The organism is Undibacterium sp. Ji22W (assembly GCF_049340305.1).
GTDB lineage: Bacteria > Pseudomonadota > Gammaproteobacteria > Burkholderiales > Burkholderiaceae_D > Undibacterium.
The window spans coordinates 869,503-892,706 of sequence record NZ_JBMPOU010000003.1 but is presented as its reverse complement, the minus strand read 5'-3'; the positions used below and the strand labels follow the sequence as shown (position 1 = coordinate 892,706).

General features: G+C 45.9%; 18 protein-coding genes. 7 read left to right on the top strand and 11 right to left on the bottom strand.

The window, feature by feature from the left end:
* Positions 1–190: 190 nt before the first annotated feature.
* Positions 191–610 carry an NINE protein gene (locus ACO0KW_RS16385; protein WP_423054388.1) on the top strand — a complete coding sequence of 140 codons (420 nt, stop codon included), beginning with the start codon at positions 191–193 and terminating at the stop codon, positions 608–610.
* Positions 611–690: 80 nt separating this feature from the next.
* Here ACO0KW_RS16385 and ACO0KW_RS16380 read toward each other — a convergent pair whose 3' ends face one another.
* The 8 genes from ACO0KW_RS16380 to ugpQ all read right to left on the bottom strand — a co-directional run bounded on the left by ACO0KW_RS16380 (position 691) and on the right by ugpQ (position 10,333).
* Positions 691–2,481: an acyl-CoA dehydrogenase gene (locus ACO0KW_RS16380; protein ID WP_423054386.1), complete on the bottom strand. Its 1,791-nt coding sequence runs from the start codon at positions 2,479–2,481 to the stop codon at positions 691–693.
* Positions 2,482–2,618: 137 nt separating this feature from the next.
* Positions 2,619–3,548, bottom strand: coding sequence for an electron transfer flavoprotein subunit alpha/FixB family protein (locus tag ACO0KW_RS16375; RefSeq protein ID WP_423054385.1), 930 nt, complete (start codon positions 3,546–3,548; stop codon positions 2,619–2,621).
* A gap of 92 nt (positions 3,549–3,640) precedes the next feature.
* Entirely contained in the window at positions 3,641–4,393 is a 753-nt protein-coding gene (locus tag ACO0KW_RS16370) for an electron transfer flavoprotein subunit beta/FixA family protein (RefSeq protein WP_423054384.1), read from the bottom strand.
* 347 nt (positions 4,394–4,740) lie between these two features.
* Positions 4,741–4,968, bottom strand: a complete 228-nt coding sequence (locus ACO0KW_RS16365; protein WP_186940835.1) for a sulfurtransferase TusA family protein — start codon at positions 4,966–4,968, stop codon at positions 4,741–4,743.
* A gap of 268 nt (positions 4,969–5,236) precedes the next feature.
* The gene (alaS, locus tag ACO0KW_RS16360; RefSeq protein WP_423054382.1) at positions 5,237–7,849 is read right to left on the bottom strand and encodes an alanine--tRNA ligase; all 2,613 of its coding nucleotides are present in this window, start codon (positions 7,847–7,849) and stop codon (positions 5,237–5,239) included.
* Positions 7,850–7,997: 148 nt separating this feature from the next.
* Positions 7,998–8,783, bottom strand: coding sequence for a substrate-binding periplasmic protein (locus ACO0KW_RS16355; RefSeq protein ID WP_423054381.1), 786 nt, complete (start codon positions 8,781–8,783; stop codon positions 7,998–8,000).
* Between the two features lie 308 nt (positions 8,784–9,091).
* Entirely contained in the window at positions 9,092–9,427 is a 336-nt protein-coding gene (locus tag ACO0KW_RS16350) for a hypothetical protein (protein ID WP_423054380.1), read from the bottom strand.
* 153 nt (positions 9,428–9,580) lie between these two features.
* Entirely contained in the window at positions 9,581–10,333 is a 753-nt protein-coding gene (ugpQ, locus tag ACO0KW_RS16345) for a glycerophosphodiester phosphodiesterase (protein ID WP_423054379.1), read from the bottom strand.
* A gap of 42 nt (positions 10,334–10,375) precedes the next feature.
* On the opposite strand from ugpQ, the gene ACO0KW_RS16340 reads away from it, so the two are divergent.
* Positions 10,376–11,617 (top strand): CaiB/BaiF CoA transferase family protein, encoded by a 1,242-nt coding sequence (locus ACO0KW_RS16340; protein WP_423054378.1) that lies wholly within the window; start codon positions 10,376–10,378, stop codon positions 11,615–11,617.
* A 134-nt stretch (positions 11,618–11,751) separates the two neighbouring features.
* Positions 11,752–12,414, top strand: a complete 663-nt coding sequence (locus tag ACO0KW_RS16335; protein ID WP_423054377.1) for a hypothetical protein — start codon at positions 11,752–11,754, stop codon at positions 12,412–12,414.
* 141 nt (positions 12,415–12,555) lie between these two features.
* On the opposite strand, the gene ACO0KW_RS16330 is transcribed toward ACO0KW_RS16335, so the two are convergent.
* A complete protein-coding gene (locus ACO0KW_RS16330; protein WP_423054376.1) occupies positions 12,556–15,357 on the bottom strand; it encodes a M16 family metallopeptidase in 2,802 nt (933 codons plus the stop codon).
* 366 nt (positions 15,358–15,723) lie between these two features.
* On the opposite strand from ACO0KW_RS16330, the gene ACO0KW_RS16325 reads away from it, so the two are divergent.
* Positions 15,724–17,811: a prolyl oligopeptidase family serine peptidase gene (locus tag ACO0KW_RS16325; RefSeq protein WP_423054375.1), complete on the top strand. Its 2,088-nt coding sequence runs from the start codon at positions 15,724–15,726 to the stop codon at positions 17,809–17,811.
* Positions 17,812–18,122: 311 nt separating this feature from the next.
* On the opposite strand, the gene ACO0KW_RS16320 is transcribed toward ACO0KW_RS16325, so the two are convergent.
* Positions 18,123–18,794, bottom strand: a complete 672-nt coding sequence (locus ACO0KW_RS16320) for a ribonuclease HI family protein (RefSeq protein WP_423054374.1) — start codon at positions 18,792–18,794, stop codon at positions 18,123–18,125.
* Positions 18,795–18,909: 115 nt separating this feature from the next.
* Here ACO0KW_RS16320 and ACO0KW_RS16315 point away from each other — a divergent pair, with 115 nt between their 5' ends.
* Complete coding sequence (locus tag ACO0KW_RS16315; RefSeq protein ID WP_423054373.1) at positions 18,910–19,446, top strand: DinB family protein; 537 nt, start codon at positions 18,910–18,912, stop codon at positions 19,444–19,446.
* 91 nt (positions 19,447–19,537) lie between these two features.
* On the opposite strand, the gene ACO0KW_RS16310 is transcribed toward ACO0KW_RS16315, so the two are convergent.
* The gene (locus ACO0KW_RS16310) at positions 19,538–20,098 is read right to left on the bottom strand and encodes a hypothetical protein (protein WP_423054372.1); all 561 of its coding nucleotides are present in this window, start codon (positions 20,096–20,098) and stop codon (positions 19,538–19,540) included.
* 515 nt (positions 20,099–20,613) lie between these two features.
* Between ACO0KW_RS16310 and ACO0KW_RS16305 the strand changes: the two genes are divergently transcribed.
* A complete protein-coding gene (locus tag ACO0KW_RS16305) occupies positions 20,614–21,387 on the top strand; it encodes a sulfite exporter TauE/SafE family protein (protein WP_423054371.1) in 774 nt (257 codons plus the stop codon).
* 102 nt (positions 21,388–21,489) lie between these two features.
* The gene (locus tag ACO0KW_RS16300; protein ID WP_423054369.1) at positions 21,490–23,196 is read left to right on the top strand and encodes a nitrite/sulfite reductase; all 1,707 of its coding nucleotides are present in this window, start codon (positions 21,490–21,492) and stop codon (positions 23,194–23,196) included.
* Positions 23,197–23,204 lie beyond the last annotated feature (8 nt).

Here is a 23,204-nt window from a genome sequence, read left to right as displayed (position 1 = left end):
CTCCGCAAGAACTATTCAATAGTGGCTTTGTAAAACCAAGCATTTTACCCGATTTCTGTCGTTAATTTATAGCTTCAATTAAAGAAATTTGAGGGTTTGGCTTTTTTGATCTCGACACACAATGAATAAGCTTGGCGTACAACAAATCCGATAAAATGACTATTTACTCAAAAGCATCAAAAATCCCAACATGACAATAAGTTCACATAAAAATAAAACGCTCGCAGTATTGATCTGCCTGGTATTTGGCAGTCTCGGCGCACATCGATTTTACCTCTATGGCAAACGCGACAATTTTGCTTGGCTGCATTTCATCAGCTTACCGCTGTCTTTTCTATTATCTAAACTTTATTTCAACTTAAATTTCTTTGTTACCTATGCGCCATGGATGCTGTCATTCCTAATCAGCATCTTAATGTGTCTGATTCTCGGACTAAAATCGGATGAACATTGGGATGCGCAATTTAATTCTCAATCTGGTCACCACAGCGAGTCTTCTTGGCCACTCGCATTGCTGCTAGTTTTTAGTGTGGGATTGGGTGCTATTTCTTTGCTGTTTGTATTGGCGCGTGGTTTTGACCTGCTGTACACTGGTGGCGCCTACGGCTGAAAAACCTCAGACTTTGAAAGTAAAAATAGCGCGAAGTAAAAAACTTCGCGCTATTTTTTTAATCATGCCAAAGCAAAATCTTAGAATTGCTCTTCACTCAAGGCCAACACACCAGCACTACCGTCGACGATAGAGGTACGCAAACCTTGTGCAGCACTTAAGACATGATCGGCGAAGAAGCGTGCCGTCGCGATTTTAGCTTGATTGAAACTAGCATCGCCCTCACCCACTTGCAGTTTTGCTTGTGTAATCAGAGCCGCACGCGCCATTTGGCAACCACCCAATACGACGCCTGCCAATTTCAAATATGGCACACTGCCAGAGAAAACTGCTTTGATATCAGATTTAAAGTTAGCAACGACGAAGTCAACGACATCTTCCATCGCTTTGGCACCGATTGCTAATTGCGCTGCGATGGCCTTCAAATTTTCATCACCAGTCGCGTTCAATTCCGCTTCAACCGCCCGCACTTGTGCAATGAATTGTTTCGCCACTGCACCACCATCACGATAGGTCTTACGCCCGACCAAATCATTTGCTTGAATCGCGGTCGTACCTTCATAAATCGTCAAAATCTGCGCATCGCGATAATATTGTGCCGCACCAGTTTCTTCGATGAAGCCCATGCCTCCATGCACTTGCACACCAGTCGACGTCACATCCAAAGACAACTCGGTTGCCCAGCCTTTAACAATAGGTACTAAGAATTCATAAGCTGCTTGATTTTGCTTACGCACCTCTGCATCTGCGTGATGATGCGCTTTATCACTCATCGCAGCAGCGACATACGCCAAAGCACGTGAACCTTCGATCTGCGCACGCATAGACATCAACATACGACGTACGTCGGGATGATGAATGATGCTCACCGGCCCTGCAGAACCGGCCAGATCACGCGACTGCACGCGGTCTTTCGCGTATTGCACCGCTTTTTGATACGCGCGTTCAGCCACCGCCACACCTTGCATACCAACCCCAAAACGTGCTGCGTTCATCATGATGAACATGTATTCCAAGCCACGGTTCTCTTCGCCGACCAAAGTGCCGATTGCTCCACCGTTATCACCAAATTGCAATACACACGTTGGACTCGCTTTGATACCGAGCTTATGCTCAATCGATACACAATGTGCATCATTGCGTGCACCGAGACTGCCGTCTGCATTCACCAAGAATTTCGGCACGATAAACAGGGAAATGCCCTTAACACCTTCCGGAGCATCAGGTGTGCGCGCCAACACGAGATGCACGATATTTTCGGCCATATCGTGATCACCATAAGTGATGAAAATCTTCGTACCGAATACTTTATAAGTTCCATCATCTTGTGGCACTGCGCGGGTACGCACCATCGCCAAATCCGAACCCGCTTGTGGCTCGGTCAAATTCATGGTGCCAGTCCATTTACCTGATACCAAATTCTCAAGGTAAGTGGCTTTGTCGGCGTCGCTACCTGCTGTCAACAGAGCTTCGATCGCACCGTCACTTAACAATGGGCACAAAGCGAAAGACAAGTTCGCTGAGTGCAGCATTTCGATACAAGGTGCTGCTACCAATTTTGGTAAGCCTTGACCGCCAAACTCTGTTGGGTGTTGCACACCTTGCCAACCCGCTTCAGCGAACATCTTGAAGGCTTCTTTGAAGCCCTTCGTTGTAAATACCTGTCCATCTTTCCAGTAGCTAGGCTCTTGATCGCCTGCCCAATTCAAAGGGGCAATCACTTCGCTAGTAAAGCGCGCATTCTCCCCCAGCACCGCTTCCACTGTTTCTGGGGTGGCATCTTCACAGCCAGGCAATTCATTTACTTCAGTCAGACCTGCTAATTCGTTCATCACGAATAACATGTCTTTGATCGGTGCTACGTAGCTCATACAGTCTCCCAGTATCTCAAATCATTCTTGTGCTCAGATATACCAAGGGCGCAGAGAATTCCAGTGATTTCTCTACGCCCTCTACGATCGACGATTTTCATTGATAGAAAATCACAACAACATTATGTAGCTAGCGCTTAGCCTAACTCTGTCACTAACTGTGGCACGATATCAAACAAATCGCCAACGATGCCGTAATCAGCAACTGAGAAGATCGGTGCCTCTGGATCTTTGTTGATCGCAACGATCGTTTTAGAATCTTTCATACCAGCTAAATGTTGGATCGCGCCGGAGATACCGACTGCAATATACAAAGTTGGGGCGACGATCTTACCGGTTTGACCCACTTGCCAATCATTCGGCACGTAGCCAGCGTCAACAGCAGCACGCGAAGCGCCCATCGCCGCACCGAGTTTATCGGCTAATGGTTCCAGCACTTTAAACGCTTCGGCAGAGCCCATACCGCGACCACCAGAGACAATAACCTTCGCGGCCGTTAATTCTGGGCGATCAGATTTTGCGACTTCACGTGAGACGAAAGCAGATTTGCCGCTATCGGCAACAGCTGCAAGCACTTCAACTACAGCAGAGCCACCCGTTGCTGCAGCATCAAAGCCTGTGGTGCGTACTGTAATTACTTTCACAGAGTCAGTCGATTGCACAGTAGCGATCGCGTTACCTGCGTAGATCGGACGTTCAAAAGTATCTGGGCTGTCGATTTTCGTAATTTCAGAAATTTGCGCGACGTCCAATTTAGCGGCGACGCGCGGCAAAATGTTTTTGCCGTAGGCTGTTGCTGGTGCCAAAATGTGACTGTAGCCAGAAGCAATTGTCAAAACTTGTTCTGCTACATTCTCTGCCAATCCTTCTGCGAAGTAAGTTGCATCAGCATGCAATACTTTTGCCACACCAGCGATTTGTGCTGCTGCTTGTGCTGCGGCTGCAGCGTTGTGACCCGCAACTAAAACGTGTACGTCACCACCGCATTGGGTTGCGGCGGTAATCGTGTTGAGTGTGCTGCCTTTCAGGCTAGCATTATCGTGTTCAGCGATGACGAGTGTAGTCATGATGGTTTCCACTTGTTTCCGCAAATTCACAAATGAATTTGCTTAAAAATTTGATTGAAATGAATAACGAAAAATTTTGCAAGCAGAAAAAATCAGCCGATGACTTTGGCTTCATTTTTCAACTTACTGACCAACGTCGCAACGTCTGGCACGATGATGCCCGCGGAACGTTTTGCTGGTTCAGCGACTTTTAAAGTCTTAATGCGAGAAGTCACATCGACACCCAAATCCGCTGGTTTGACGTTATCCAAAGTTTTCTTTTTGGCCTTCATGATGTTCGGCAAAGTCACATAACGTGGCTCATTCAAACGCAAATCTGTCGTGATGATTGCAGGCAAAGTCAGGCTCAAAGTCTCTAAACCACCGTCAACTTCACGTGTAACGATTGCCTTACCGTCGGCGACTACGACCTTAGAAGCGAATGTCGCTTGTGGCCAACCTAACAACGCAGCTAACATTTGACCTGTTTGATTGCAATCATCATCAATCGCTTGCTTACCCAAAATGATCAATTGTGGTTGCTCTTTATCTGCTAAAGCTTTCAGTAATTTAGCAACTGCCAAAGGTTGTAGTTCTGCATCCGTTTCCACCAAAATACCACGATCAGCACCAATTGCCATCGCTGTACGCAGTGTTTCCTGACATTGCAGCACGCCGCAAGACACCGCAATTACTTCGGTCACGACACCAGCTTCTTTTAAGCGTGTCGCTTCTTCTACAGCGATTTCATCGAATGGGTTCATAGACATCTTGACGTTAGCAACATCAACGCCAGAGCCATCGGATTTGACGCGGACTTTAACGTTATAGTCAACCACGCGCTTAACTGGTACTAAGACTTTCATAGTTTTGCCTTTATTGTGCGGTACTAAGATAAAAATAACTAAGATAAAAAACGAATAATAAAACCAAAGAATTCTGTTGCCAGTCTACGCCAACATAGGGTTAAACCACGCTAATTGACGTAAACGTAAAGTAGATGATTATAGATGTTAACAGGAAACGCGTCTGCTTTTTTAGAACGTTCGTTCTTTTTTATGAAAACTGATGAATTCTTCTATGAAATCTCACGGTTTTGATAAAAAAAAACCACAAAAATATTTGTGGTTTTTTAAGACTTTGTCTTTTTGAGCCGATTTCAAACACTAAGCAAACTCAATATTAAACAGAAACTCTGTGTAAGCCGCATGGCTTATTTACGCTTCAAGAAATATTCAAATTCATTGCTGACTTCTAAATGCGACAGAAGTTCGTTGCCAGTTTGCTTAGAAAAAGCTTTGAAATCACGTACAGAACCGGGATCAGTCGCAATCACGCGCAAAACTTCGCCCGTGATCATTTCGGCTAAAGCTTTTTTTGCTTTTAAGATAGGAAGCGGGCAACTTAATCCACGAGCATCCAGTTCTTTATTGAATTGCATGATTTTACCTGTTACAAGAGTAATAATAGCTTCTAAGAAAACAATGAACTGCTAAAACGTAATGCAAGCAATTCTACCGGAAATTTCTGTGAATTGTGCAACGCAACAAGCAAAACATGTTTTACTTTTGCTTTGACCCTACATTAACTGTAATAACAATAACGATTAATGCAAGGAACAACTTGAATACTTGTGGTCGCACGTTCTTCAAGCCCCCCCCCCTTTTTATCCTTAACGTTGCATTAGGCACTTCGGCATACAGCTAGAATTACAGTTTCGCTGCCAACCAGTCAGGAACCGCCGCCAAAGCCTCTGGCAAGCCTTCTGGAATCGTACCACCTGCCTGCGCCATATCAGGACGACCGCCGCCCTTACCACCCACTTGTTGCGCCACAAAATTGACCAAATCACCAGCTTTGACTTTGGCGGTGCAATCTGCGCTTACACCGGCTGTCAGACTCACTTTGCCATCAATCACTGAGGCTAAAACAATTACCGCTGTCTTCAGTTGATCTTTGAGACGTGTGACGGAATCACGCAAGGCGTTTGCATCAGCACCATCCAAGGTCGCAACCAAGACTTTCACACCATTAATCTCTGTCGCTTGTGACAACATCGCATCGGCTTGATTAGAGGCCAATTTGGATTTCAATGCAGCCACTTCTTTTTCCAGTGACTTCATTTGATCTTGCCACTGATTCAGGCGTGAACCAATATCTTCTGGCTGCACCTTCATCGTTGCCGCAACCTGACTGATGCGTGCATCCATATCTTGCACTAGATTGAATGCGCCTTCGCCTGTGACTGCCTCAACGCGGCGAATACCAGCGGCGATACCACCCTCACCGACGATCTTGAATAACCCGATATCACCAGTACGATGCACGTGTACACCGCCGCACAATTCACGTGAAGTACCGATATCTAATACACGTACTTCATCGCCATACTTTTCACCAAACAAGGCCATCGCGCCATGTTTGACGGCGTCATCAAATGACATCAAATGCGCTTGTGTCGCGACGTTCTCCAAGATTTCACGATTGACGATGACTTCTACTTGACGAATTTCTTCGGCAGTCATTGGTGCGTTATGACTAAAGTCGAAGCGCGTTTTTTCCGCATCAACCAAAGAGCCTTTTTGCGCAACGTGCGCACCGAGCACTTCGCGCAAAGCCTTGTGCATCAAATGCGTAGCGGAGTGATTACGTATGGTGTGTCCGCGCAACACTTTGTCCACTTGTGCATTAACGGCATCGCCAATGGATAAACTACCAGCACTCAATACGCCATGATGACCGAACACGTCAGCTTGAATTTTTTGTGTATCAGCGACGTCAAAAGCCACGCCATTAGCGGCTTGCAAGATACCAGCATCGCCACACTGACCACCGGATTCAGCATAGAACGGTGTCACATCCAATACCACAATCGCTGCCTGACCTGCTTCAATTTTTTGCACTGCTGCGCCATCGACATATAAAGCAATCACTTTACTGTCGTAGCTCAATTGCTCGTAACCGACGAATTTCGATTTTTCACCGTTGTATTCAATCGCGGTGCCCATTTTGAATTTACCAGCTGCACGCGCCATTTGTTTTTGATTTGCCATCGCTGCATCAAAACCAGCTTCGTCCAACACCACATTGCGTTCACGGCAAATATCAGCCGTTAAATCGAGTGGAAAACCGTAGGTATCGTACAAAGTGAAGGCCGTATTGCCATCCAAATTCTTGCTATCTTTGGCCAGCGCTGCTTCGAGAATCTTCATCCCGTGTTCCAGCGTTTCGCCGAAACGTTCTTCTTCTTGCTTCAAGACTTGTGCAACGCGCTCACCTGCTTCTGCCAATTCTGGGTAAGCAACGCCCATCTCTTTCACCAAATCAGCTACCAACTTGAAGAAGAAGGGTTTGGTTTGGCCGAGTTTATGTCCATGACGCAATGCGCGCCGTGTAATGCGACGCAATACATAACCGCGACCTTCATTACCTGGAATGATCCCATCAACAATCAGGAAGCCCGCGCAACGAATGTGGTCGGCAATCACTTTCAAAGAGTTATTGTTCAAATCAGCGCAGCCAGTTTCACGAGCAGCCGCTTTGATCAAAGCTTGGAAGGTATCGATTTCGTAATTGGAATGTACGTGTTGCAAAACCGCAGCGATACGCTCCAGACCCATGCCGGTATCGACGCAAGGTTTTGGCAATGGGTGCAAGACACCTTGCTCATCTTTATTGAATTGCATGAATACCAAGTTCCATACTTCAATAAAACGATCACCATTTTCGTCAGGCGAACCTGGAGGGCCACCCCAAATTTCAGCACCGTGGTCATAGAAAATTTCACTGCAAGGACCACAAGGGCCGGTATCTGCCATCTGCCAGAAATTATCTGAGGCGTAACGCGCGCCTTTATTGTCGCCGATGCGAATGATACGCTCTGCGGGTACACCAATTTCATTTTTCCAAATGTCGTAAGCTTCGTCGTCTTCTTGATAGACGGTAACAGTCAGTTTGTCTTTAGGCAGACCATATACGACCGTCAACAATTCCCAAGCGTAGTTAATCGCATCGCGTTTAAAGTAATCGCCAAACGAGAAATTGCCCAACATTTCAAAGAAAGTATGATGGCGCGCTGTATAGCCTACATTTTCCAAATCGTTGTGCTTACCGCCAGCACGTACGCTGCGTTGCGCCGTCGTTGCACGCGTGTAATTACGTTTGTCTTGCCCCAGGAACACGTCTTTAAATTGCACCATGCCCGAATTGGTGAACAACAAGGTTGGATCATTGCCTGGAATCAGACTGGAAGAACGGACAATGCTGTGCCCTTTAGATTCAAAGAATTTGAGGAATTTTTCGCGAATTTCTGACGAGTTCATAGTTTATATAGAGGTAAAGGCCATGCAAAAAGTGAATTTAACCTTTGATTATACGTGACTGCCTGATTTTTTTGCGCTAAAAACAAAAACCCGCTTAGTGCAGTCACACAAGCGGGTTGAGAAAATCGTCAACTTACATTTCGCGATCTTAATAATTGAGTAATAATTTTGATAGGGAGCCGTTTTTCAAACCTCGTTCAATCGCACTATCAATTCTGTCTACCACCTCACTCCAATGCTCTTTTGAACTAGCAAAATGAATGGTATCGATAAAAATTGGATTAATGGATACATTGAACACACGGCCGTTCAACTCAGGGTCATCAAATCCGGGAATCAGTTTACGATTAATCGTAAATTCGACTTGTTCGCGACTAACTTGCTGATTGTAGGGCACTAAAATTATATCGCTACGTTTAGCAATCAATTTCTTGAGTCGTTCTTGATATGACAAAAAATCTTCTGTCACCGTAAACACGGTCTCACGCGCCCGCTCAAATTCTATGCCATGGGTAATCCCTACGCTTGTTGCAACGATTTTCCCTTTTAAGTCCTTTAGTTCGGCAATCTGCGCATTTTCTGGCCCGTAAGAAATTGCCCACACAGGTAGATTCAGGAAAGGCAGAGAAAATCTATAACGATCCAAGCGTTCTAACGATTTCGAAAAGCCATAGATGATGCCGTTGCCGCGCTCCACCTCCAACTGTGCACGTTTCCAAGGCAAGATAACAATCGAAAATTTCAGCGCTGCTTCTTTTTCAAAATATTGAAATACCTTAGTTTGTTCAGGCGTAAGCGGTATTTGCTTTCCCTTCGTATCGATATTCTCTGGATAGAACAACTTCACATGACGTACAGACTGTGCTTGTGAAGAGAGACTCAAAATACAAAATAGAAGAGATAGCCAGACACGTAAAAAGCAAAAATTAGACATATTAAAAAAGTTCATATCTGACGCGACGCAGGGAGTATGAACTGTTTTTTTATATTATCAAACGAAATATTGCATGAGAGCATCAAAGAACCACAGCTTGTAAATTTATTGTACTTTCTTAAAAATAGAAAATGGTATTCCACTTGATATTAATCAAGGAAAATCAATTAAGAGCCTCGAGACAAGCCAGATCCACGACAAAGAGATCTGGTTTGTGTTCGATGGTGCGGACAATCTCCGCAAAATATAAAAGCCAATACTTTAATACCGGGGAAGCAATTAGTTTCCACTGGCTACCCTATCTGCAACTACTTGGTAGTCCGTTCATTATGTTTCTTTTGATAGATTTTTCTGCTCGCACGATTTTCCTCTGCTTGTAATTTCGCCCGCTCAGAGGTCGTGACAACGCCGTCCGCTTTTGCTGCATGCTTATCCGCCTGAATTTTCGCTTCGCGCGCTTCCAGATTTGCCGTCTCTTTAGCAGTTAATTCTCCGGACCGCACTCCGTCTGCAATACGCTTTTGCTGTAGCACTTGACGCTTACTCACGTTCGGCGTAGCCGTACTTTGTGCAGTCGCCGGCGTAGCAATTGCTGCAGACAACATGATGGAAATTAACGCGGCGTTAATGTAGATCGTTTTCATCTTTATTCCTTTTATGATCAATATCAAAATATGTAGCTAGAAGAGCGTCGTGCTCAGGAAATATAACGCAAAGCAAAAACAATTGACGACATTAAATATGTAAGGATGGTAAGCATTTGTAACCACACGAAAGATCGATAGTTTTACTCGACTTCAACTATCTTCAGCGAAGTCAGCACCAATCAAATCAATGCGATCAGTACAAAACCCATCAACGCCCCATTGCAAGATTTCTCGGCCACGTGCAGGCGCATTTACCGTATAACAAAATAGTCCGAAACCAGCGTTTTTGATTTCTTTTGCCCATACTGGTGTTAAGTACTTTTGATTTGTATGTAATGCGACCGCCGATAAGCTGTCCAAAGTTTCACGCCAACCTGGATCAAACTCATCGAGCAGGTAGCCGCGCGCAATCTCCGGCGCAGCGTCTTTAGCCGACATTAAGGCCTCCAGAGAAAATGAAGAAAACAATGGTGGAATTGCCTCCTCGCCAGTCTTTCGAAATAGCTCTTGCGTCAGACGGGCAACTGTGTGTCCAGTTTCTTGTTCAAATCCGGGTACTGGTTTAATTTCGACATTCATCCATATCTGATGTGCCTGACAAAACGAAAAAACGTCTTCATAACTAGGCACATGCACATCCGCGAAACGCGAATCAAACCAAGACCCCGCATCCATTTGAAATAAATCTCGTGCTAAAGTTGTTGCCACCGAACCCGTTCCGGCAATCGTTCTGCCAAAATCTGGATCATGCATGAGCACAGGGATCCCATCCTTTGATAACATCACGTCAAACTCGACCGCCTTAAAACCATAATTTAAGCCACACTGCATCGCAGCCAAAGTATTTTCCGGCGCCAAACTACCGCCACCACGGTGCGCTACAATTTTAGGATAAGGCCACATCAGATTCTCCCTTAACTATCAAGTGAAATAAAGACAGCATATATGCAGAACTCCCCTCAACACAAGACTGCTCTTGGACATATCCGCGTACTCGATCTGAGTCGGGTACTTGCAGGTCCATGGTGCTCACAAAATTTAGCGGATCTGGGCGCAGAAGTTATTAAAGTTGAGCGACCTGGCAGCGGCGATGACACCCGTAGTTGGGGACCACCTTATCTTAAAGACGGTACCGGAAATAACACCACTGAAGCAGCTTACTACCTAGCAACTAACCGCGGCAAACAGGCGATTTCCGTCGATATTTCCACACCAGAAGGGCAAGAGATCATCCGAGCTTTGGTACAACAATCTGATGTTGTGTTGGAAAACTACAAAGTAGGCCAGCTGAGTAAATATGGCCTTGATTACAGGTCTTTGCAGCAACTCAAACCTGACATCGTCTATTGCTCTATCACCGGCTTTGGACAAGATGGTCCTTATGCCCAGCGTGCTGGCTACGACTTCATCATCCAAGGGATGGGAGGCTTAATGTCTTTAACAGGTGAGCGCGATGACTTGCCCGGAGGCGGACCGCAAAAAGCGGGTGTTGCCATTACCGATCTGATGACCGGCATGTATGCCACGATTGCAGTATTAGCAGCACTGACGCACAGAGACAAAACGGGTGAAGGTCAATACATAGATATGGCATTACTTGATGTTCAAGTCGCCATGCTCGCAAATATGGGCGCCAATTACCTACAGAGCGGCAAAGCGCCGCAAAGATGGGGCAATGCGCATCCGAACATCGTCCCGTATCAAACTTTTGCCACCTCCGATGGACATATCATCGTCGCGGCGGGTAACGATACGCAATATCGTAAATTTGTTCAGATTGGCGGTCGCGAAGAATTGGCTGATGACGAACGATTTCTGACAAATCCATTGAGAGTCCAACATCGCGATGTACTAGTGCCTATATTGGCTGACATGGTAAAGACCAAAACAAAAACTGATTGGATCACAACGCTAGAGTCGTCCGGGGTTCCTTGTGGGGCCATCAATAATTTGGACGAAGTATTTCACGATCCTCAAGTACAGGCGCGGCATATGCAAATTGATATGCCGCACCCTTCCTCGGGTAGCGTGCGCTTAGTCGGGAGTCCGATGAAATTATCAAAAACACCTGTCCAATACGTACAGCCCCCCCCATTACTAGGACAACATACTGAACATTGTTTACGCACCCTGCTCCATTTCGATGATATGAAAATTGCCAATTTAAAGGCGATAGGGGTTATTTGAAAAGACCGTGCGGTGCGTATCGCAGTACCGTGCAAGTTAGCGTAGGGAGAAAGACCAGGTGCGCGTCAACTGCTGTCATAGCGAGCGCGTTATGTGCTTATCGCGCTATCTCGCTTCTCTCTTAGGAAAAAATCATGCGAAAACTTGTCATTATTGCCGCCGCACTTATCTTGACGCAATTAGGTGGTTGTGTTGCACATCGTTATCGTGCTTCTGACGCAAGAAATTACAACAACGACTACGGCTCGACTTATTCGAATCAGGCTTATGGACAATATGCTGGCTCCTATAATACGCAACAAACACCGCAACAAGGTCAATACCAAGATCGCTACCAGTATCAAGATAACTACAATTCCAATTACGATAACAATACCGACGTCGCGCAAATCGTGAATATCCGAAATGTTTCGCAAGTTCGTGAAAGTAATGGCGGTGGCGCAGTTGTTGGGGCCATTTTAGGTGGCATTATTGGTAATCAATTAGGACGTGACGATAGTAACGGTTCACGCGGTTCACGCTACGAGCGTAGAGGTTATGGTCGTCAGTATGATACTCGCTCCCATGGCGGTAACGACGCCGGACGCGCCGCAGCAACCGTTGGCGGGGCCATTTTGGGCGGGATCATCGGTAATGAGGTGGATCGTTCAGCGACCGAGCAGGTCAACGCGACTGAAATTACTCTACGCCTCGCCAATGGCAGGACACAAACTGTATTGATGAATAATTCCGGTCAATTTCGAATTGGTGACAGGGTGCGAGTTGGTATGCAAAATGGCCGTTGGATTATTTTGTAAAAACACGGAAGTTTGCATTAACAACTGATGTACAGAAACGCTAATTTTCAGTTGTCTATAAAAAATGCGGTGTGATTTCTCACACCGCATTTTCATTTGATTTACAACTATTTTAAAACTTTGTTAAAAACTGCACTTACACTACTTGGCAGCTGCCGCGGCTTTCTTAGCTGCACCTGCAAAATCGCCTGCATAGTAGTGGCCCATATTTTCAGGCTTAATAAATTGACGAATCGCCGCATTCACCTGATCTACAGTCAAAGCCGCAATTTTGGCATCGATATCCGCGTCAAATGCCATACTACGACCTAAATACAATTGATTACGCAGAGCACCCGCCAAAGCTGGATCTTGAGCGCGACGCAAAGTGTAAGTTTGTGCCAAGGCCAATTTTGCATCTGCCAGTTCGGTAGCGGTAATACCGTCTTTCACAAATAGCGCCAATTCTTCTTTCACTGCATTTTGCAAGCGTTCCAAATTTTGCGGTGCAAACATCGCCGAGATACCAAAATTTGCCGTTTTATCCAAAGCTGGAATCGATACAAAACTACCAACGCCATAGCTAATACCTTCTTTTTGGCGAATACGTCCAAACAGACGGGATTTGATGCCTCCACCAAGGACATTATCAGCGACCAATAAAGCTGGATATTCAGGCGCTTGATCGTTTAACGCGAACGTCAATTCAGCCATATAAATGGCGTTCGCCTTGTCCGGTGTTTCCAATTTAACGCTGGCACTCGCTGCTGCTAATGGCAAGCTTGGCGCACGTGTAAATTTCGCCGGACTATTCCAGTCACCGATGACGCTGGCCAATTTTGCTTTCACCACCGCAGCATCAAAGTCGCCTACCAAACTAAATTCTGCTGCATTCGCACCGTAGAAATTCTTGTAGAAGTCTTTTACTGCATCGAGTTTGGTCGCACTGTATTCTGCAATACCTTCATCAATGGTCGAAGAATAACGAATGTCACCTTTCTTGTAAGGCGCATTTTTCTTCGGCTTCATTGCTTCAGCAACCGCTGTTTGAGGTTCACTACGTGAGCTTTCTAATGCAGACAAATTCTCTTTGATCAATAAGTCAAATTCATTAGCCGCAAAACTTGGTGCACGCAATACTTCGCGCAACACATCCAACAGGGCTGGCAGATTCGCACGCACAGTATCAAAACTGACTGTCAAATTCTGGCCAGATCCAGAAATATTCAACTTGGCTTTCAGTTCGCCTAATTTGGTATCGAGTTCTGCACGGGTGAATTTACTGGAGCCGCGCATCAACATGTCAGCCGCAAGATCTGAAGGAACCATTTTTCCAAACAGAGAGTTTTCATCGCCAAGATGCAAACTTAAACGACCGCTAACGGTTTCACCACGCGTTTTTTTACTTAACAGAGCGACTTTCGCGCCATTTGCCAAGGTGAGTTTTTCCGTACGCTTATCGATATTTGCTGGCGTTGCATCAAAGGTTTCACCAGCAGCGACTTTAGCGCGCCCCTTGTAACCCTCGACTAATTTAGCGACGTCTGGTGCATCAGGAATTTCAGCACGATCAGGTGTCGCGACGGGAATGAATTGTCCAAAACTACGGTTATCCGCTTTAAAGTAATTCTTCGCGACACGGTTAATATCCGCCAAAGTCAAAGCTTCAATGCGATCGCGCTGCAGGAAGAACAAACGCCAGTCACCTAATGCGATAGATTCAGACATGCTTACACACAAGCGCTGTGGATCATTGATCGTTTTTTCCAAATCATTCAACAGAGTCGTTTTGGCGCGCTTCAATTCCGCTTCGGTCACTGGATTCGCGCTCAGACCTTCTACGGTATCAATCAAGGTCTTCTTCGCGGCATCAACACTTTGATCTTTACTCAACATCGTCAGGTACATTGAATAACCTGGCTCAGCCAATTGGAATACGATATTACCAACGCCAACGGCCTGTTTAGTTTCAACTAATTGTTTATGTAAACGGCCGTTTGGCGCAGATCCCAGAATATCGCCCAAAGCGGATAAAGCTGCGGCGTCAGCATGGCTGCCTGGTGCAGTTGGATACAACACAGCTGCCATTTGCTGGTCCGTCACGCGACGCACAGTGACTTCACGCACACCGTCACGCGCTTGTTCACGCGTCCAAGTTTTTTCCAATTGGCGACCAGGCTTGGCCAAACCACCAAAAGTCTTTTCAATTAACGCGAGAGTTTTGTCTGTGTCAAATTTACCAGCAACCATCAACACAGCGTTATCCGGCTGATAGAATTTACGATAGAAGCCTTGAAGATTGTCGATCTTGACACCTTCCACGTCAGCGCGCGCACCTATCGTGTTATTGCCATAGTTGTGCCAGTCAAATGTGACTGCAGCCAACTGTTTCCACAACACGCGGAAAGGATTGTTTTCGCCGATTTCCATTTCGTTACGCACAACAGAAAACTCAGTATCGAGATCACTACGAGCGATTTTGGAATTGATCATACGATCCGCTTCCATACTCAACGCCCATTGCAAATTATCTTCGCTCGCAGGGAAAGTTTCATAGTAGTTAGTGCGATCATAGAAAGTCGTACCATTAAATTGCATGCCGCGTTTACTCAATTGATCCATTAAGTTGCCGCTGGTCTTGGTTCCCTTAAACAGCAAATGTTCCAACAAATGCGCCATCCCAGTTTCGCCATAACTTTCGTGACGTGAACCGACCAGATAAGTCACGTTAACGGTAGTAGTTGGCTTTGAGGCATCAGGTGCTAATAAAACACGCAACCCATTGGCGAGGCGATATTCGGTAATGCCTTCAACAGAGGTATAGATACTGGCCGCAGGCGCAGCACCAGCTTTTTTCACCGTTTTAGCCGCGGAAGATTTCGCGTCTTGTGCGAAAGATGGGGCAGTAAAAGCGATCGTGCCAAAAGCAAGCGCACAAGCGACACAAATAGGTTTCAATTTCATGTTTTTCCCAAAAAAGAAAGGCACACATCAAAAATAAATAGAGTATTTACTTATTTATTGCCTCACAACAATAAATAAAATTCTTATCGTTACAGTAATAAAACGAAGTTGGCAGCATATCAAAATAGATATGCCTTGTGTGCGGCATGCGACGAAAACTCAAAAATCTCTGATCAAACGGCGATTTCTAGCGATTCAATGCCCGAACAGCTTGAATCATCCGACGAACAAATAATTATCCACGCTTATTTCGACTTTGGAAATCAACAATACAAGCAACAGGCTTAGGGATAAAATGCTGTATCTTGCACTCGACGTCGCACAATTTGTTATAAGCGGCGAGCAAGTATTCCCACAGGAGAAAATATGAAAATAAGAAATTTTGTTTTGAGCGCAGCCGCCCTAGCATTGGCTAGCATTAGCATGAGTTCCGTTGCCCTTGCCGAGCAGCGTGGCTTCACGGTTGAAGACTTGGTCAAGATGGAGCGCGTTACCAGTCCAGTTGTATCCCCAGATGGCAAGCTGGTTGTGTATGCGCAACGCACGACAGATTTGGAAAAAAATCGGGGTCGCTGGGATTTGTGGATGATCAATCTGACTGATGCGACACCGACACCCAAAAAACTCACGAATGTCGCGAGCAGTAGCGAAGGTAATAATTCAGGTCCGCAATGGTCTACCAAAGGTGACGCGATTTATTTTGTCTCCAGCCGTTCTGGTAGCGGTCAAGTATGGCGTTTGCCCATCGCTGGTGGCGAAGCACAAAAAGTCACGGACTTGCCACTCGACGTAGAAAGTTTCAAAGTCGCGCCTACAGAAAATCGTATAGCTATGTCGATAGAAGTATTCCGTGATTGCGCTGATTTGACTTGCACGAAAGATAGATTAGAAGCGAAATCCAAAGTCAAAGCGACGGGAAAAATTCATGACAAACTTTTTATCCGCCATTGGGATTCTTGGGCTGATGGTCGCCGTAATGTCTTGTATTCCGCAGCATTGGATGCAAATCATGTTGCGAGCAAAACGCCAGTCAGTTTATCGGGTGCTTTAGAAGCCGATGTGCATTCCAAACCCGATGGCGATCAGGAAGATTACGCCTTCACACCGGATGGCAATAACGTCGTATTCTCAGCACGCGTCGCCGGCAAAACCGAATCCTGGTCAACCAACTTCGATCTTTTCAAAGTGCCTGCAACAGGCGGAGCTGCGCCACAAAATCTCACTGCCGAAAACCCAGCGTGGGATGCGAAACCGGCTTTTTCACCCGACGGCAATACACTCGCTTATCTGGCGATGAAACGTCCTGGCTTTGAAGCAGACCGTTTCCAAATCATGCTAATGGATGTAAAAACAGGCAAAAAACGTGCGCTGGCTGAAAAATGGGATCGTTCTGCAACGAATCTGACTTGGTCGGAAGATGGCAAGACACTTTACACCAGCGCATTTGATCTGGGTCAATTACGCCTGTTCGCGATTGATGCGAATAGCGGCACCGTCAAAGCTTTGAACGATAAAGGTTCAGTCTCTGGCTACGATGTCCGTGGCAACGTTGCGGTGATTGCCAAAGCCGATCTCGGATCGGGCGCGCAACTTTTCTATTCGGATATCAGCAAAGCCGCATGGAAGCCTATCACCGATGTCAATAAACAAGCTTTAGCCGATGTCCGTTTCGGCGAATACGAGCAGTTTAGCTACGCCGGAGCAAAAGGTGAAAAAGTGTATGGCTACGTAATGAAGCCATGGAATGCAAAAGCGGGGCAAAAATATCCAGTCGCCTTCATCGTGCACGGTGGACCACAAAGCAGTTTCGCCAACAGCTGGAGTTATCGCTGGAATCCGCAAACCTATGCGGGGGCTGGATATGCGGTGGTGTTTATCGACTTCCACGGCTCTCTCGGTTATGGTCAAAGCTTTACGGATTCCATCAGCCAGGATTGGGGTGGTAAACCACTCGTTGATCTGAAACTCGGTATGGCGGCTGCAGCCAAACAGTTCTCATGGCTTGACAGTAAAAATGCCTGTGCACTCGGTGCTTCGTATGGCGGCTACATGATGAACTGGATCGCGGGTAATTGGAACGACGGTTTCAAATGTATTGTGAATCATGCAGGCGTATTCGACACCCGTGCCATGTATTACTCCACTGAAGAACTGTGGTTTAACGAATGGGAAAATGGCGGCACTTATTACGACGTTCCTGCCAAGCATGAGAAATTCAATCCGGTTAGTCATGTGAAAAACTGGAAAACGCCGATGTTGGTCACGCAAGGTGAAATGGATTTCCGAATTCCAAGTACGCAATCTTTCGGCGCTTTCACCGCCTTGCAACGCCGTGGCATTGACAGTCAATTACTGACTTTCCCTGATGAAAATCATCACATCTTGAAACCAGCAAATTCGCTGTTATGGCATCACACCGTGCTTGATTGGATGGGAAAATATTTGCAAAAATAATTCTCGATTCATTTCAAAAATAAAAGCCAGGAAGCCTTGTGCCACTCCTGGCTTTTTTCCCAGATAACAATATCTAGATGGGCAATTCATTGCATTGAGCTTACTTCATGAAGCCCGTAACAAGGTGTCGCTTGACGCTTCCGAAGAACACTCTATTTGTCGTTGCGCTGAGCCTTCCACAAAGAGACTGCATTGAACATTCAATATGGCATATTCAAAGATAAGTCACATCACGTATGTCCTTTCTCTGGTGATTTGAAACTGAAATCGATGATTTCGCAGGGAATTGTTCAAACCAAAGTCCCGCTCGGCTAATTTATGACCTTCTCGTCCTTTACGTTATGCATTGACTTGGCGAATGCCAATTCAGCAAGCGCGTCTGCGTCGTGATTTCTGGCGCGGGGTATCCACACTATCCGTACTCCCGGTAATTGCTGTATGAGTGCGTTAGCTTGAAGCCGATAATCTGTCAGGCTGTGAGCCGTCTTGATTGCATCCGCATGAAGATCATCGATTACAACCCGGCTATCGCCGTAGATCACCGCATCTTGACAAGCCTGTTCGCGCATTAATTCCAACAATGCGAGCAAAGCATGATATTCCGCCGTACTACTGTTCCCATAGCCGATAGTCCGGTTGATTTCCCAACGTCGACCATCAGGCGCCGACAATACTGCGCCGATGGCACAAAGACCGGGATTAGGTTTTGCCGAACCATCAAACCAGCCGCACCAAGTGCTCTGCGATGTTTGTTTTGCTTCCATTTTCAAGCGATGTTTTTGTTTCGAGATTGCGTGTTTTTTCTGCTTGATTTCATTCAAAAGCGACACCTGCTTGCGCCGATTTTCTAACAGCATGGCCAAATCACCTCCATGCGCGGATTCCATCAATATCCGCTCTAAAGCCAGAGGCACACTGATACCTTCGCGTTGTGCCAAACGGCGCGCAGCAACACGTTCCCGATGCACAGAAAAGTTCTCCATTGATTTGAAATTCGGCATAATAATTTGTCGATAGGCGCTACAAAGTAGACTATTGTAGACTATACAGAATGATGAAATCGCTGATTTAACACCACCACAGAATAAGGACTTCTCTATGTCGCTCACGAAGCATGTGCAAATCATGGCGCAATACAATCAATGGATGAATCAAAAACTCTATGATGCAGTTTCAGGAATGGATGAAGCCGAATTAAAGCAAGAACGCGGTGCATTTTTTGGTTCCCTCTTTGCGACCTTAAATCACATCGCGGTCGCAGACACCATATGGCTAAAACGCCTGAGCGGCCTATTTCCAACGCAATGGAACCTCACGGGTATCGAAAATCTGCAAACTATTCATGCTCTCGACACACAATTATTTGATCAACTTGCTGAACTGCGCCAATATCGAGAAGGAGTCGATCACCTGTTATTGCAAATCAGTGAGAAAATCGATGAACAGACGTTGATGGCGCCACTGCACTATACCGATATAAAAGGAAATCCACATACAAAGGAATTTTTTAGTCTATTGATGCATGTATTTAATCACCAGACCCATCATCGTGGCCAAATCACGACGCTGTTAAGTCAAGCGAACATCGATATTGGTGTAACTGATTTAAATGCAATTATTCCTGAACTTATCTAGAGCATCAGGAGGGGCCAGATGCAACCCCAAGCACACGAATCAAGTAAGCAAATGGAGCGATTCGGGCTCGCTCCTCTCAGCTGACAATCATTTAGTTGATGCCCGGGCGGCCGCCACCCATTCCACCTTTTCCACCACGATGCGCTCCACCATTGTTTTTTTCACCGGCATGCTGAATTTCCTTCGGTCTATCCGCAACTCGCGCTAACTGATCGCTCATCAACCCAACTAAGGCATCACGTTGTACATCACTCAACGCGTCGTACATCGTCATCCAGCATTCTCGCAGCTCTTGATTTTCACGCTTAGATAAAGTGTCATCCTGATCCATCAATTGCGCCAGATCACGTAGCTCAGGCGCTTTTGTCTGCAATCGCTTTTTAATGCTGAGTTGGATTTCATGGCGTCTGTCTTCCCGCACGCGTAAGATCGCTTTGGTGCGCGCTTCGATTTGTTGCCACAAACCTTGCTGATTCAGCGTGAAATTCGCATTATTTTTAAACTCACCCAAAATAGGCAAAACATCTTGTGCTCGAAAATCCCATATATCGATCGCTTGTGCATGAGCTCCTAAGAACATGCATGCCATCAGAACCGCTCCCATAGAAGTCTTGATCATGCTCTTAGCGCACGGCAGTAATTTTCCAAACATAAATCGCTCCATTAAATAAGTCGTCGCGATGATAGCGGAAGTGCTTAGGTAAATGATTGCGAAGTATTCGTCCTTGTTCCAAACGATACAATCCGAAACATTAACAGGTACTAATCAATACAGTAGTAAGGGGCCACGCTAACGAACTAATCAGAATGAAAACGTGCTGTTTTGTGGAAAATAATCTCAGGCCACGATTCTTTGCTTGACTACAATTGCTTACAAAATAAATGAAACGACAAGTTCACTTCCGAAGATTTTCAACAGGATAAAACTGATAGTTTCCCCCTAAGAGGAACGGGTACATCGGCTCAGCCCACATGGTCACTTAAAAGAAGCTTTTAATATTAGCAATTAATATAAAATTAAGTCCTTTATAAATTGTGCAGACAATCAGACTCAAGTCGAAAAACCGTATTTCTATATAGTCAAACTGCATATAAGCAAATAAATACTAAGTAGTTGGTTATAAAGTGGCTCGCACTTATCATGCATGCTACTTTGTATGAGGCTCTATGACACTTACCTACATCATCTCTGGATTTGCAGTTGGCACCCTGGTTGGGTTAACCGGTGTCGGTGGCGGCTCATTGATGACACCTCTTCTGACCTTGCTATTTGGTGTTTCACCAGCCGTCGCGGTTGGAACTGATCTCGCATTCGCGTCAATTACCAAAGCCGCAGGTACATTCACGCACAGACTGCGTGGCACGGTTGAATGGAATGTCGTACGTCTGCTTTGTTACGGTGCTTTACCTGCCGCGCTGCTCGCCACATTAGCACTCAAATACTTCGGCGGATTGAGCAAAGAGCTCGGTCAAATAATTCGTTACTCGATCGCTACGTCAGTCTTTTTGACCGTAATCGCGATTCTTTATCGCAGTAAATTGATGTCGTGGATTAATGCGCATCCAGAGCGTCAATTGCATGGAAGAAAACTGGCTCTTGCTACTGTCGCTGCAGGTGCTGTGTTGGGCGTATTAGTGACAATTTCTTCCATAGGTGCCGGTGCCATTGGCGCGACGATCTTAGTTTTACTTTACCCTAAAATGCCAGCCGCGCATGTTGCAGGAACTGATATTGCCTACGCTGTACCATTGACGGCGATCGCTGCAATTGGACACTGGTGGTTAGGTTCCATCAATTGGGAACTATTAGGCTCTTTATTGTTGGGCTCAGTACCAGGCATCACGCTCGGTTCGCTCGCTGCTAAAGCAGTGCCCGAAAAATTATTACGGGGCATTTTGGCCACAACCCTAACACTGGTCGCCTGCAAATTGGTTCTGTAAAAAATTTCGACTAACCAGCAGGCACTCTTTCAATAACCTCAATACGTTGATTATGTCGATACCAGATAGTCTGGCACGACGTTTTAAATAGGAAGTTCGCAGATGTATCGTTACGACCAACATGATCATTTAATCGTTCAAGAGCGCGTTGCTCAATTTCGCGATCAAGTAAGCCGTCGCATAGCCAATGAGCTGACGGAAGATGAATTCCGTATTTTGCGTTTGCAAAATGGTTTATACATGCAGCGACATGCTTACATGCTACGCGTGGCGGTTCCTTACGGTTTGCTGTCATCTACACAGATGCGTAAGTTCGCTTTTATTGCACGCAAGTATGACCGTGGTTATGGTCATTTCACCACGCGTCAAAATATTCAATACAACTGGATCAATTTGGAAGATACGCCAGACATTTTGGCTGAATTAGCGAGCGTAGAAATGCACGCAATTCAAACCTCTGGCAACTGCATGCGCAACATCACGTCAGATGAATTCGCTGGTGTCGCTGCGGATGAAATTATCGATCCACGTCCGTATGCTGAAATCTTGCGTCAGTGGACCACGTTTCACCCTGAATTCGCGTACTTACCGCGCAAATTTAAGATAGCGATCAACGGTGCTAAAGAAGATCGCGCCGCGATTGCCGTCCATGATATCGGTTTAACAGTTGTTCACAACGAAGCAGGAGAAGTTGGCTTTAAAGTGATGGTTGGTGGCGGCATGGGTCGCACACCGATTTTAGGTAGCGTGATTCGTGAATTTTTACCATGGCAGCACGTGATGACCTATCTCGAAGCGATATTGCGTATTTACAACCAATTTGGCCGTCGCGACAATATTTACAAAGCGCGTATCAAGATTTTGGTGAAGGCTATTGGCGCTGACGAATTTGCCCGTCAAGTTGAAGAAGAATGGTTAGACATCAAGGATGGTCCGGCAACGCTGACTGAAGCAGAATTGCAACGTGTTGCTGCCTACTTCACAGCCCCTGCTTATGCTGACTTAGCGGCAACAGATAGCAATTTTGTGCAATTACAACAAGAAAATAAGGCATTTTCTAATTGGGTCAAGCGGAATGTCAAAGAGCATAAGGTCACAGGTTACAATGCAGTTGTGTTGTCACTTAAGAAACCTGGAGTACCTCCTGGTGATGCCAATGCGGATCAAATGGATTTTGTTGCGGACTTAGCAGATCGTTATAGTTTTGGTGAGATTCGTGTAACACATGAGCAAAACTTAGTGTTGGCCGATGTCGAACAGAGTCAGTTATTTGAATTATGGAAAGAAGCGAAAGCTCATGGCCTAGCCACACCAAATGTCGGCTTACTGACGGATATAATTTGTTGTCCAGGCGGTGATTTCTGCTCATTGGCAAACGCAAAATCGATCCCGATCGCACTCGATATTACTGACCGCTTCAACGATCTTGACTATCTGCACGATATCGGCGAGCTGGAATTGAATATGTCTGGTTGCATTAATGCCTGCGGTCACCACCATGTGGGCAATATCGGCATTCTCGGTGTCGATAAAGATGGTAGTGAGTGGTATCAAGTTTCTATCGGTGGCGCGCAAGGTAATCAGTCCGCTATTGGCAAAATTATTGGCCCGTCTTTTTCTGCAGGCCAGATGCCCGAGGTGATAGATCGGATTGTGCGAGTCTATTTGCGCGAGCGTATCGATGGCGAACGTTTTATTGATACAGCCACGCGCTTAGGCATTGCACCATTCAAAGAATATGTTTATGCAACACCAGTAAAAACGATCGAGCATCACGGAGAGGATGCCGGCTCTGCAGTAGTGTACTAAGGGGGAGA

Bases quoted from the DNA above. Each gene is read 5' to 3' on its own strand.
- ACO0KW_RS16335 (WP_423054377.1), top strand. From the start codon at position 11,752: ATGCGAAAACTTGTCATTATTGCCGCCGCACTTATCTTGACGCAATTA.
- ACO0KW_RS16350 (WP_423054380.1), bottom strand. From the start codon at position 9,427: ATGAAAACGATCTACATTAACGCCGCGTTAATTTCCATCATGTTGTCT.
- ACO0KW_RS16330 (WP_423054376.1), bottom strand. From the start codon at position 15,357: ATGAAATTGAAACCTATTTGTGTCGCTTGTGCGCTTGCTTTTGGCACG.
- ACO0KW_RS16310 (WP_423054372.1), bottom strand. From the start codon at position 20,098: ATGTTTGGAAAATTACTGCCGTGCGCTAAGAGCATGATCAAGACTTCT.
- ugpQ (WP_423054379.1), bottom strand. From the start codon at position 10,333: ATGTGGCCTTATCCTAAAATTGTAGCGCACCGTGGTGGCGGTAGTTTG.
- ACO0KW_RS16325 (WP_423054375.1), top strand. From the start codon at position 15,724: ATGAAAATAAGAAATTTTGTTTTGAGCGCAGCCGCCCTAGCATTGGCT.
- ACO0KW_RS16315 (WP_423054373.1), top strand. From the start codon at position 18,910: ATGTCGCTCACGAAGCATGTGCAAATCATGGCGCAATACAATCAATGG.
- ACO0KW_RS16370 (WP_423054384.1), bottom strand. From the start codon at position 4,393: ATGAAAGTCTTAGTACCAGTTAAGCGCGTGGTTGACTATAACGTTAAA.
- ACO0KW_RS16305 (WP_423054371.1), top strand. From the start codon at position 20,614: ATGACACTTACCTACATCATCTCTGGATTTGCAGTTGGCACCCTGGTT.
- ACO0KW_RS16380 (WP_423054386.1), bottom strand. From the start codon at position 2,481: ATGAGCTACGTAGCACCGATCAAAGACATGTTATTCGTGATGAACGAA.
- ACO0KW_RS16385 (WP_423054388.1), top strand. From the start codon at position 191: ATGACAATAAGTTCACATAAAAATAAAACGCTCGCAGTATTGATCTGC.
- ACO0KW_RS16365 (WP_186940835.1), bottom strand. From the start codon at position 4,968: ATGCAATTCAATAAAGAACTGGATGCTCGTGGATTAAGTTGCCCGCTT.
- ACO0KW_RS16320 (WP_423054374.1), bottom strand. From the start codon at position 18,794: ATGGAGAACTTTTCTGTGCATCGGGAACGTGTTGCTGCGCGCCGTTTG.
- ACO0KW_RS16300 (WP_423054369.1), top strand. From the start codon at position 21,490: ATGTATCGTTACGACCAACATGATCATTTAATCGTTCAAGAGCGCGTT.
- ACO0KW_RS16340 (WP_423054378.1), top strand. From the start codon at position 10,376: ATGCAGAACTCCCCTCAACACAAGACTGCTCTTGGACATATCCGCGTA.
- ACO0KW_RS16375 (WP_423054385.1), bottom strand. From the start codon at position 3,548: ATGACTACACTCGTCATCGCTGAACACGATAATGCTAGCCTGAAAGGC.
- ACO0KW_RS16355 (WP_423054381.1), bottom strand. From the start codon at position 8,783: ATGTCTAATTTTTGCTTTTTACGTGTCTGGCTATCTCTTCTATTTTGT.
- alaS (WP_423054382.1), bottom strand. From the start codon at position 7,849: ATGAACTCGTCAGAAATTCGCGAAAAATTCCTCAAATTCTTTGAATCT.